We start from the raw sequence: 11,275 nt of genomic DNA, 5'->3' as shown, positions 1-11,275 counted from the left end.
TATTCATCTGGAGCACTTGGACGGCCAGATCGCCTTAATCAACACCGCTATCAACGACCGCATCGACAATGACCCGGACCTACGAGAGCAAAAGCGGCTAATGAAGAGCATTGATGGTGTCAGTGATGGCACCACCGCCACGCTGCTGGCAGAGCTGGGCAGCCCTCTGCGATTCGATAGCGCAAGACAGCTGGCAGCGTTCTGTGGTCTGAATCCACGTTTGCAGGAGTCTGGGATATACCGAGGCAAGTCGACCATCTCGCGTACCGGGTCAGGCCGATTGCGCGCAGCGCTATACATGCCAGCGCTGTCGGCGATGGCCTACAACCCGGTCATCAAAGCGATGAAAGTGAGGCTGGCTGAACGCGGTAAAACTGGTCGGTTGGCCGTCTGCGCGGCCATGCGTAAGCTGCTGCACATCATCTACGGCGTACTGAAATCAGGTCAGCCGTTCGACCCGATCAGAGCACTTGCACGCTGATCGGGAAGACGGTATCTACAGCTCGGCGAAGCAGGCGGCGATGATGTCCATGCCGGCGTGCAATTCGACATCGGTCGCAGTCAGTGGCACCAGAATGCGGATCACATTGCCGTACTGGCCACAGGACAGCAGGATCAAGCCCTTGTCCCGCGCGGCGGCAACGATACGGCCGGTCAATTCAGCATCTGGCGCACCGTCGGCGGTGAACAGCTCGCAGGCAACCATCGCACCCAATCCGCGCACATCGCCGATACGCTTGTCGTCTGCCGCCAGCGCGTTCAGGCGACCAGTAAGGATCTCGCCCACGGTACGGCTGCGCGCCAGCAGGTTTTCCTCTTCAAACACATCCATCACCGCCAGTGCTGCCGCACAGGCCAGCGGGCTGCCCGCATAGGTGCCACCCAGACCGCCGGGGGCAATGGCGTCCATCACATCCGCCCGGCCGCAAACACCCGCGATCGGGAAGCCACCGGCGATGGATTTGGCGAAGGTGGTCAGATCGGCGGCGACGCCCATCTGCTCCATGGCGAAGAAGGTGCCGGTCCGGCCAGCGCCGGTCTGCACTTCGTCCGCCACCAGCATGATGCCGTGCTGATCACAGAGCGCGCGCAGACGCTGCATAAAGGCGGGGCTGGCGACATAGAAACCGCCCTCGCCCTGCACCGGTTCAATCACGATGGCGGCAATATCCTGCGGCTGGGCGTCGTTCTTGAAAATCCGCTCAATGCTGGCAATCGCGTCATCATCACTGACGCCGTGCAACGGGCAGGGAAACTGGGCGCGATAGACACCACCAGGCATCAGGCCCATACCGGCCGAATAAGGGGCGACCTTGCCGGTCATCGACAGGGTCATCATCGTACGGCCGTGGTAGGCGCCAGTGAAGGCGATCACGCCAGCCCGTCCGGTCGCTGCGCGGGCAATCTTGACCGCATTCTCCAGCGCTTCGGAGCCGGTCGTCACCAGCAGGGTCTTCTTCGCGAAGTCACCGGGCACCATGTCGTTCAGGCGCTCGCACAGGGCGATATAGGGTTCATACGCCAGCACCTGAAAGCAGGTGTGGGTGAACTGGTCCAGCTGGCGACGCACGGCATCCATTACCTTGGGGTGACGGTGGCCGGTATTGAGTACCGCAATGCCACCGGCAAAGTCGATGTACTGTCGCCCTTCCACATCCCAGACGGTGGCGTTTTCCGCACGCTGCACCGCAATCGGGTGAATCTGACTTACACCACGCGCGACAGCATTCTGCCGCCGCTGCATCAGGGACTCGTTGGTCTTGCTCATAACCGCCTCGCGGAAAAAGAGGGGAGCAAACGGCTCCCCGTCAGGTTGGTGCACAGGGGCGGCTCAGATGCCGCCCAGACAGAGGTACTTGATCTCGATGTATTCTTCGATGCCGTACTTGGACCCTTCACGACCGAGACCCGAGGACTTCATGCCACCGAAGGGCGCGACTTCGTTCGAGATAAGCCCGGTGTTGATACCGACCATGCCGTACTCCAGCGCCTCGGCCACGCGGAACACCCGACTCAGGTCGCGGGCGTAGAAGTAGGCCGCCAAACCGAACTCGGTGTCGTTGGCCTGACGGATCACATCACTTTCGTCGCTAAAGCGGAACAGCGGCGCCAGCGGGCCGAAGGTCTCTTCGCGGGCGACGGCCATGCTGCTGTCCACGCCTGTGAGGATGGTCGGCTCGAAGAAGAAGCCACCGAGCTCATGGGGTTTGCCGCCAGCGATGACCTTGGCGCCCTTGTCGGTCGCATCCTTGAGATGGCGCTGCACCTTCTCGACGGCGCGGGCATCGATCAGCGGGCCGGTGGTTACCCCAGCCTCGGTGCCATCACCCACCTTCAGCTTGGCAACAGCATCAGCCAGCTTGGCGGAGAAGGCGTCGTAAACTGAATCCTGCACGTAAATGCGGTTGGCGCAGACGCAGGTCTGACCAGCGTTGCGGTACTTGGAGATCATCGCGCCCTCGACCGCGGCATCAAGATCGGCATCATCAAAGACGATGAAGGGCGCGTTGCCGCCCAGTTCCAGCGACAGCTTCTTCAGCGTCGGCGCGCACTGCTCCATCAGCTTGATACCCACGCCGGTAGAACCAGTGAAAGACAGCTTGCGTACCACCGGGTTGCCGCACAGTTCATCACCCACTTCGCGGGAGCGATCCACATCCGCGGTTACCACGCTGAACAGACCGGCCGGCACGCCCGCCTGCTCGGCCAGGTGGGCCAGCGCCAGCGCAGAAAACGGGGTTTGTGGCGCCGGCTTAAGGACCATCGCACAGCCAGCGGCCAGGGCCGGACCAACCTTGCGGGTAATCATGGCTGCGGGGAAATTCCAGGGCGTGATCGCCGCGGTCACACCGACCGGCTCCTTCTGCACCAGAATGCGCTTGTCAGCCTGGTGACCGGGAATCACGTCGCCATAGACGCGCTTGGCCTCTTCGCCGAACCATTCCAGGAAAGAAGCGGCATAAGCCACTTCACCACGGGCTTCAGCCAGCGGTTTGCCTTGCTCTGCGGTCATGATGCGCGCCAGGTCCTCCTGGTTCTGCATCATCAGCTCAAACCACTTGCGCAGCACCTGCGCACGTTCCTTGGCAGTGCGCTGACGCCATTGCTGCTGCGCCTCGCGGGCGGCTTCAATGGCACGACGGGTTTCTTCGCCGCCCATGTTCGGCACACTGCCAAGCCGTTCATGGGTCGCCGGGTTGGCGATCTCGGTACGCGCACCCTTATCGGCCTCGCACCAGTGACCGGCGACATAGGCTTGCTGGCGAAACAGGTCAGGGCAATGCAGTTCCATCCGAAATTTCCTCGTAACAGGGAGAGCATCGGCTGTCGTAACGCATTTAAAACAGCCTTGTTTGATATTTCAAACATGCTAAGCGTGCAGACGCGCGCAGGCAATACCTGAACAAAGAAAAAGCGGAGCAAAAGGAAACACTGATTAATTCCGCTCGCCCTCTGGCGTTCAGGGCGTGCGGAATTAATCAGTGCTTGCTAAATACGATGCCCGAGAACCGGGCAGCAAAATCAGGCGGCGGTTTCGCCGTCGAACAACTCGGGGCGCACCTGCTGACCTTCTTCAAGCAGGCCAGCGACCCGTTGCAAACTGGCCAGCAGCATCAGTTGCTCCCAGTCAGCCAACTGACCAAAGCGCTCGAGAAAAGCGCCCGGCAGCAACGCAGGCTCGGCCTGAATGGCCGCCAGCCCCTTCTCGGTCAGGGCCAGATGTACCTTGCGCTTGTCACTGGTACTGCGCACCCGATGCAGCAGATCGCGACTTTCCAGACGATCAATGATGGTACTGAGCGTCGCTTGCGATACACTAACCTGCCGCGCCAGATCACCAAGGGTACTTTCACCCATCGCCTTGATGCTGTGCAGAATCAGCAATTGAATGGGCGTCAGGCCGCTGTGGCGACCAAGACGCTTAGCGTGAATCTCGCTAGCGCGCTGCAATCGGCGCAGGGCGAGATAAAGATCGTGCATCATATGCATGACGTTGGCACCTCCAGACTACGAAGCTCCCCTGCCTGCCTGAAAGTTACAGCAGTAACAAGGAACCTTCCCAAAACAACATGAATAACGCGCTAGATTACACCTAAGTTACTTTTACTTCAAAGTATTTTCTCGCTACCCCCCATATCCCCCCCATCGCCGCGGCTGCTCGCATACGGACGCGCTGTTAGACTGTCGCCTCTGCTGCCGAAACGGCGAAATACAACCGATAACAACAGTCCGCCCCGATGAAGCCCACTGCCATCCGGGTCATGCTCAGCAGCGCGCTGCTGTGCACGGCCACCAGCGCATACAGCGCAACCGTTCAACTCCCGACTCAGACCGTACTAGGTGCCAGCGATGACAGCCGCGATCTGAGTCTGCCACTGGCCCGCAGCACGCTGTTTGCCGACGACCTCTCTACAGCACATCTCGGCGCCAACCTGTCGGAATCCCTGCAGCGGGTTCCCGGTCTGCTCGCGCTGAACCGCCAGAACTACGCCCAGGATGTGCAGATTTCCTCCCGTGGCTTTGGCGCCCGCGCCCAGTTTGGTGTGCGCGGTGTGCGCCTGCTGCAGGACGGCATTCCGCTTACCATGCCAGACGGTCAGGGCCAGCCGGCGCTGTTCGACCTCGACAACCTGGCGCGCATCGAAGTGCTGCGTGGCCCGCTCAGCAGCCTCTACGGCAACGCCTCGGGCGGCATTATTCAGGGCTTCAGCAGCGAAGGCAGCTTCTACCCGACACTGGAAAGCCGCAGCAGCGTCGGTAGCGACGGGCTTTGGCGCTCGCGCCTGAAGTACGGCGCCCAATACGGCGACCTCAATGTTGCCGCCAACGTTTCTCGCTTGGAAACCAACGGCTACCGCGACCATAGCGACACCCGCCGCGACATGGCCAACCTGCGTCTGGGCTGGGATATCGACGATGCCTCCAGCCTGACCCTGCTGTTCAACGCGCTGGACCAGCCAGACACCCAGGACCCGCTGGGCCTGACCGCTGCAGCGCTCGACGCCGACCGCCGACAGGCCGTCGCCCAGGCCGAGCGATTCGACACCCGCAAGAGCATTAGCCATCAACAGTTGGGCATGAACTATCAGCGCCGCCTAGCCAATGACGATCAGATCACCGTCATGGTCTACGGTGGCGAGCGCGACGTGCAGCAGTTTCTAGCCTTCCCCGGCAACTCGCAGTATTCCGGTGGTGGCGTGATCGAGCTGGACCGCCGTTTCGGCGGCAGCGAGCTGGGCTGGCAGCGCGACACCGCGCTGTTCGAATTACCGGTCACGCTGGCCGCCGGGCTGAGCTGGGGCTATCAGGGCGAAGGCCGCAAAGGCTTCGTCAACCAGTTCGGCCGCAAGGGCGGCCTGCAACGCAACGAATTCAATCGAGTGGAAAGCCGCGAAGCCTATCTGATCAGCACCTGGCAACTGGCGCCGCGCTGGAGCCTGACGGCAGGTGCCCGCTACAGCAAGGTCAACTTCGACTCCGATGACAAGTACCTGGTCGACGGCCAGGACGACAGCGGTTCGGTCCGCTACGACGAAACTACACCGGCACTCGGGCTGAGCTATCAGTGGACACCGACCCTCAGCGTCTACGGCGCCATTGGCAAGGGCTTTGAAACACCGACCGCGCAAGAGCTGGCCTACCGTCCGGGCGGCAGCGGCCTGAATCTGCAGCTGCGCCCCAGCACCGCCGACAACGCCGAAGTCGGATTCAAACTGCGCCGAGACCGGACCCAAGTGGACATGGCGCTGTTCTACACCCGCGTCGACAATGAAATAGTGACCGGCGAACCGCAGCTCAATACCGATCGCTCGACCTACGCCAACGCCGGCAAGTCGACCCGCCGCGGCGTCGAGCTGAGCGTCGAGCAGCAGCTCACCTCTCAGCTGACCGGCTATCTGGCCTACACCTGGCTGGACGCCCGGTTTGACCGCTACATCAACGGTAACGGCGATGATCTGGCCGACAACCGCCTGCCGGGCATACCGCGCCACAGCCTCTACGCAGAACTGGCCTGGCAGCCGACCGAGGGATTCACCACCGCGCTGGAAATGCAGAGCCTGAGCCAGCGCTACGCCAATGACGACAACAGCGCAGAAGCTCCCGGCTACGCCGCCTTCAACTGGCGCGCCAGCTATCGCCAGCAGCTCGGCGGCTGGCAGCTGGAGCCCTTTGCCCGCGTCGACAACCTGACCGACCGCGAGTACATCGGCTCGTTGATCGTTAACGGCGCCGGCGCGCGTTACTACGAACCGGCGCCCGAGCGCAGCTGGCTGGTTGGCCTGGACGTGCAGTACCGCTGGGACTGAGCCCGGCGGCTAGGCGCGGTCAATGCTGACCGCGTCAAATGCGCCCTGGCGGCGCGCCAGCAACACGAAGATCAGCGCGGCGATCGCCATCATGATTGGCAGCGCGTGGCCGGTCAGCCACTCACTGACTGCACCGGTCAGCATCGGCCCGAGCAGACAGCCCAGCCCCCAGAGCATGGCAATGTGCGCATTGGCACGCACCAGCTCATCGTCGCGATAACGCTGACCAACCAGAATGATCGACAGGGTGTAAAGCGCTCCGGCGCTGGCGCCGAACAACACCAGCACTGGCCAGACCAGCACCGTGTGCAGCGCAAATGGCAGCGCCAGACTGCTGAGCAGCAGCACCAGCCCGCAGAACTTGAACAGTGCAGTGCGGGAGATACGATCCGCCAGCGCGCCGACCGGCACCTGCAGCACTGCGTCGCCGATTACGACGGTACTCACCATCACCAACGCCAGTTGCTGGGCAAAGCCCTCGCGGATCAGATAAACCGGCAGCAACGTCAAGGTCATGGTCTCGAAGCCGGCAAACAGCACCATCGCCCAGGCAATCGCCGGCAGCTGGCGTACGAATGTGCGGAATCCACGTCCATCGGCTGCAGCCGCATCCACCACCGGGGCCCCCGATACTGTCATCAGCATCAGGCTGCCAAACACCAGCAGACCGGTCGCCAGCCAGAAACCGCTGTCCGCCTCAGTGCCGATGAAGCCGAGCAGCAGCGGCCCGCACAACTGACTGAGCGCAAAGCCACTGCCATACACCGCCACCAGGCGGCCACGTAGGCGGTCCGGCACGATCTGGTTGATCCAGCTTTCGCCGAGGATGAAGGTCACCGTCAGCGAAATGCCCAGTACCAACCGCAGCAGCAGCCACACCGGGTAGCTCGGCCAGACCGCCAGCAGCGCCACCGACACCGCGCTGCAGGCCATCACCAGCCGCAGGGTGTTCTCCGACCCGATGCGTCCAGCCAGCCGACCGCTCAGGCGCGAGCCCAGCACGATCCCGACCGCTGGCATACCCGCCATGATGCCTATGGCAAAGGTGCTGTAACCCCATTCGTGCAGGCGCAGCGACACCAGCGGCAGGGTCACGCCCAGCGCCAGCCCGACGATCACCACCGCGGCGGTCACAACGGTGTAGGTTTTCCAGTTCATAGGGGTCTCAAGCCGCAAGGCGGATGGCCGCCCCCTGCAAGCAGCAAGCTTTATCAGGATGAGTTAGGCGGCTATGTTTACAACGTCCCGCGGCCTTATCAGGCTTTAGCAAAGCCCGCGTGATTCAAGCCCACACGGGTTTTACTTGCAGCTTGAAGCTTGCCGCTGCTCTAAGCAGCGCAGCTGCTTAGAGCTTAATCCAAGTCGCCTTCAGTTCGGTGTACTTGTCGAAGGCATGCAACGACTTGTCACGGCCGTTACCGGACTGCTTGAAGCCACCAAAGGGCGCCGTCATGTCACCACCGTCATACTGGTTGACCCAGACACTGCCTGCGCGCAGGGTACGCGCCGCACGGTGCGCCTTGGACAGGTCGCTGGTCCAGACCGCCGCGGCCAGACCGTAGATGGTGTCATTGGCGATCTGCATGGCTTCGTCGAAGCTGTTGAAACCGATAACCGACAGTACCGGCCCAAAGATTTCCTCGCGGGCAATGCGCATGCTGTTGGTCACGCCATCAAACACGGTGGGTTCGACAAACAGGCCGCCGGTTTCTTCCATCACCCGCTTGCCGCCGAGCTTGAGGGTCGCGCCGTCGGCGTGGCCGGCGTCGATGTAACGCAGCACAGTTTCGATCTGGGTGGTATCGACCAGCGCGCCAACGCTGGTGTTCGGGTCCAGCGGATGGCCCGGTGCCCAGCTGCGCTTGAGCGCCTCGACCACCTTGGCGACAAACGCCTCGCAGATCGACTCTTCCACCAGCAAACGCGAGCCGGCGGTACAGACTTCGCCCTGGTTGTAGGCGATAGCGCTGGCAGCGGCTTCAGCCGCGGCATCCAGATCCGGCGCATCGGCGAACACCACGTTCGGGCTCTTGCCGCCAGCTTCCAGCCAGACGCGCTTCATGTTCGACTCGCCGGCGTAGATCATCAGTTGCTTGGCAACGCGAGTGGAGCCGGTGAACACCAGGGTATCGACGTCCATGTGCAGCGCCAGCGCCTTACCAACGGTGTGGCCGTAGCCGGGCAACACGTTCAGCACGCCCGCCGGGATACCCGCTTCCACCGCCAGCGCAGCGACACGAATCGCAGTCAGCGGGGACTTCTCCGACGGTTTGAGTACCACCGAGTTACCGGTTGCCAGTGCCGGGCCCAGTTTCCAGCTGGCCATCAGCAGCGGGAAGTTCCACGGCACAATGGCCGCAACCACACCGACCGGCTCGCGGGTCACCAGACCCAGCTCGTCGTGGGCGGTCGGCGCGACTTCGTCATACACCTTGTCGATTGCCTCGGCGCTCCAGCGTATCGAGCGCGCTGCACCGGTAATATCCACCGCCAACGAATCGCCGATTGGCTTGCCCATGTCGAGAGTTTCCAGCAATGCCAGCTCTTCGCGGTGCTGTTCGATCAGGTCAGCAAAGCGCTGCATGATGCGCTTGCGCTGCACCGGCGACTTGCGCGACCAGACACCGCTGTCGAACACCGCACGCGCGTTGGCGACCGCCTGGTCGGCATCAGCCTGATCGCAGCTGGCGATCTGCGCCAGCACGCGACCGTCGATCGGCGATACGCAGTCGAAGGTTTCACCGCTGATCGCCGGCTGGTATTGGCCAGCCACAAACGCCTGTCCCTGAATCTGCAGCGCGGCCGCGCGCTGCTCCCAGTCCTGCCGACTGACTGCCTTGGTCATGTTCTGCTCCTCGCTGTCATTGCGCTGAAGGGAATTGAAATCCCGGCAACAGTAATTCAGCCCACGGGGATAATTCAATATTTTTGACAAACCATAGAAAAAGAACCGCTCTGTTTCGCTAAACGCCACTTTGACGTTTGTTATTTTTGACATAGACTTTCCCTCATCAGCGCCACCGCCCACCCACCCCGACGATGACATTGCAGTTCGTCTCTTCCGCCACGCAATCAGGAACGCGCCATGACCAGCTTGCAGCACCCGAATCCCGCCCAGGACCTCAGCCTCGACCCGTTCTGGATGCCCTTTACCGCCAACCGCCAGTACAAGGCTCGCCCGCGTCTGCTAACCAGCGCGCAGGGTGTGTTCTACACCGATGCCGACGGGCGACAGGTACTAGATGGCACCTCCGGGCTCTGGTGCTGCAATGCGGGTCATGGTCGCCGCGAGATTTCCGAAGCCGTCAGCCGTCAGATTCAGCAGATGGACTTTGCCCCAACGTTCCAGATGGGCCACCCGCTGCCGTTCCAGTTGGCCGAGCGTCTGAGCGAACTGGCTCCAGCCGGCCTGAACCGGGTGTTCTTCACCAACTCGGGCTCCGAGTCGGTCGATACCGCACTGAAAATCGCACTCGGTTACCAGCGCGCCATCGGCCAAGGTACCCGCACCCGGCTTATCGGTCGTGAGCTGGGTTATCACGGCGTCGGTTTCGGCGGCGTATCGGTCGGCGGCATGGCTAACAACCGCAAGGCATTTATCCCGCAGCTGCCCGGTGTAGATCACCTGCCACATACCCTGGACCTTGAGCGCAACGCCTTCACCAAAGGCTTGCCTGCCTTCGGCGTCGAACGCGCCGAGGCGCTGGAAGCACTGGTTGCCCTGCACGGTGCCGAGAACATTGCCGCCGTCATCGTCGAGCCGATGTCTGGCTCCGCGGGCGTGATCCTGCCGCCACAGGGTTACCTGCAGCGGCTGCGCGAGATCACCAGCAAGCACGGTATCCTGCTGATCTTCGACGAGGTCATCACCGGATACGGCCGCGTTGGCGCACCGTTCGCCTCGCAACGCTGGGGCGTCACCCCGGACATCATCACTACCGCAAAGGGGCTGACTAACGGGGCTATTCCGATGGGCGCGGTGTTCGTTGCCCAGCATATTCACGACGCCTTCATGCAAGGTCCGAAGGGGCTGATCGAGTTCTTCCACGGCTACACCTATTCCGGCCATCCGGTGGCCGCTGCGGCCGCGCTGGCGACCCTCGACATCTACGCCAACGAACAATTGCTGACCCGCGCTGCTGAGCTGGAAGACTACTGGGCCGACGCGCTGCACAGCTTGCGCGACCTGCCGAACGTGATCGACATTCGCAATACTGGCCTGGTCGGCGCCGTACATCTGGCCAGCCGTCCGGACGCCCCCGGCGCCCGCGGCTACGAGGTGTTCGATGGCTGTTTCTGGGAGGGTGCGATGGTGCGCTGCAGCGGCGATATCATCGCCATGTCGCCGCCACTGACCGTGGAAAAAGCCGAGCTGGATCGGCTGATTGATACCCTCGCCACCGTCATCCGTCGCACCACCTGACTTTGCCCGGCTGCCGTCGGGAGCGACGGCAGCCACCTCCTGACAGGAAACCATCATGAGCATTTCCAGCATTGTTGATTTCGCCAGCGCCGACACCCCGGCTGAACACTATCGCCCTGACGCCGCCAAAATCATCAGCGGCGATCCGGCGCAGAACGTGCGCAATCACTACAGCAGCCCGGACGGGCGATTCAGCACCGGCGTATGGGAAGCAGAACCCGGCCACTGGACCGTCAGCTACAGCGAACACGAGTACTGTGAAATTCTCGAAGGTGAGTCGGTACTGCACGACGCCGACGGAAACAGCCGGGTGCTGCGCACCGGCGACCGCTTTGTCATCCCGGCCGGTTTCAGCGGCAGCTGGGAGGTACGCGAGCGCACCCGCAAGGTCTATGTGATCTACGAACCGGCCAGGTGATCCGCGCCCCGCATGGTTGACGTACCGCCCCCCACGACCTAGGTTGAGGGGGCAGTACGGACATTGCTGGAGCACTCAGTGACGCGATCCTTCCTCATTTGTTGCCTGCTATCGCTGACACTGACT

9 protein-coding genes are annotated in these 11,275 nt (G+C 62.3%); 4 read left to right on the top strand and 5 right to left on the bottom strand.

The window, feature by feature from the left end; translation table 11 throughout:
- The coding region (locus C1949_RS18810) for a transposase (protein ID WP_170063120.1) at nt 1–481 on the top strand (481 nt) is incomplete at its 5' end.
- A 15-nt stretch (nt 482–496) separates the two neighbouring features.
- Here C1949_RS18810 and gabT read toward each other — a convergent pair.
- The 3 genes from gabT to C1949_RS18795 all read right to left on the bottom strand — a co-directional run bounded on the left by gabT (nt 497) and on the right by C1949_RS18795 (nt 3,990).
- On the bottom strand, nt 497–1,768 hold the full coding sequence (gabT, locus tag C1949_RS18805; RefSeq protein WP_104739909.1) for a 4-aminobutyrate--2-oxoglutarate transaminase: 1,272 nt from the start codon (nt 1,766–1,768) through the stop codon (nt 497–499).
- 63 nt (nt 1,769–1,831) lie between these two features.
- Nucleotides 1,832–3,292, bottom strand: coding sequence for an NADP-dependent succinate-semialdehyde dehydrogenase (gabD, locus tag C1949_RS18800; RefSeq protein WP_104739908.1), 1,461 nt, complete (start codon nt 3,290–3,292; stop codon nt 1,832–1,834).
- Nucleotides 3,293–3,522: 230 nt separating this feature from the next.
- Nucleotides 3,523–3,990, bottom strand: coding sequence for a MarR family winged helix-turn-helix transcriptional regulator (locus C1949_RS18795; protein ID WP_088276256.1), 468 nt, complete (start codon nt 3,988–3,990; stop codon nt 3,523–3,525).
- Nucleotides 3,991–4,238: 248 nt separating this feature from the next.
- Here C1949_RS18795 and C1949_RS18790 point away from each other — a divergent pair, with 248 nt between their 5' ends.
- Nucleotides 4,239–6,308, top strand: coding sequence for a TonB-dependent receptor family protein (locus tag C1949_RS18790; protein WP_104739907.1), 2,070 nt, complete (start codon nt 4,239–4,241; stop codon nt 6,306–6,308).
- 9 nt (nt 6,309–6,317) lie between these two features.
- Here the strand turns inward: C1949_RS18790 and C1949_RS18785 are convergent, their stop codons facing one another.
- Nucleotides 6,318–7,466, bottom strand: a complete 1,149-nt coding sequence (locus C1949_RS18785; RefSeq protein WP_104739906.1) for an MFS transporter — start codon at nt 7,464–7,466, stop codon at nt 6,318–6,320.
- A 187-nt stretch (nt 7,467–7,653) separates the two neighbouring features.
- On the bottom strand, nt 7,654–9,153 hold the full coding sequence (locus C1949_RS18780) for an aldehyde dehydrogenase (RefSeq protein WP_104739905.1): 1,500 nt from the start codon (nt 9,151–9,153) through the stop codon (nt 7,654–7,656).
- A 240-nt stretch (nt 9,154–9,393) separates the two neighbouring features.
- Here C1949_RS18780 and aptA point away from each other — a divergent pair, with 240 nt between their 5' ends.
- On the top strand, nt 9,394–10,731 hold the full coding sequence (gene aptA, locus C1949_RS18775) for an omega-aminotransferase AptA (protein WP_104739904.1): 1,338 nt from the start codon (nt 9,394–9,396) through the stop codon (nt 10,729–10,731).
- 55 nt (nt 10,732–10,786) lie between these two features.
- Nucleotides 10,787–11,149 carry a cupin domain-containing protein gene (locus tag C1949_RS18770; RefSeq protein WP_104739903.1) on the top strand — a complete coding sequence of 121 codons (363 nt, stop codon included), beginning with the start codon at nt 10,787–10,789 and terminating at the stop codon, nt 11,147–11,149.
- The last annotated feature ends 126 nt before the right edge of the window (nt 11,150–11,275 follow it).

The sequence above is a fragment of the Halopseudomonas oceani genome (assembly GCF_002903165.1).
In the GTDB taxonomy this organism is placed as follows: Bacteria; Pseudomonadota; Gammaproteobacteria; order Pseudomonadales; family Pseudomonadaceae; genus Halopseudomonas; species Halopseudomonas oceani.
Note: the sequence above shows the minus strand (reverse complement) of the source record. Positions and strands in the feature narration are given on the sequence as shown.

Bases quoted from the DNA above. Each gene is read 5' to 3' on its own strand.
- gabT (WP_104739909.1), bottom strand. From the start codon at position 1,768: ATGAGCAAGACCAACGAGTCCCTGATGCAGCGGCGGCAGAATGCTGTC.
- gabD (WP_104739908.1), bottom strand. From the start codon at position 3,292: ATGGAACTGCATTGCCCTGACCTGTTTCGCCAGCAAGCCTATGTCGCC.
- C1949_RS18795 (WP_088276256.1), bottom strand. From the start codon at position 3,990: ATGCATATGATGCACGATCTTTATCTCGCCCTGCGCCGATTGCAGCGC.
- C1949_RS18790 (WP_104739907.1), top strand. From the start codon at position 4,239: ATGAAGCCCACTGCCATCCGGGTCATGCTCAGCAGCGCGCTGCTGTGC.
- C1949_RS18785 (WP_104739906.1), bottom strand. From the start codon at position 7,466: ATGAACTGGAAAACCTACACCGTTGTGACCGCCGCGGTGGTGATCGTC.
- C1949_RS18780 (WP_104739905.1), bottom strand. From the start codon at position 9,153: ATGACCAAGGCAGTCAGTCGGCAGGACTGGGAGCAGCGCGCGGCCGCG.
- aptA (WP_104739904.1), top strand. From the start codon at position 9,394: ATGACCAGCTTGCAGCACCCGAATCCCGCCCAGGACCTCAGCCTCGAC.
- C1949_RS18770 (WP_104739903.1), top strand. From the start codon at position 10,787: ATGAGCATTTCCAGCATTGTTGATTTCGCCAGCGCCGACACCCCGGCT.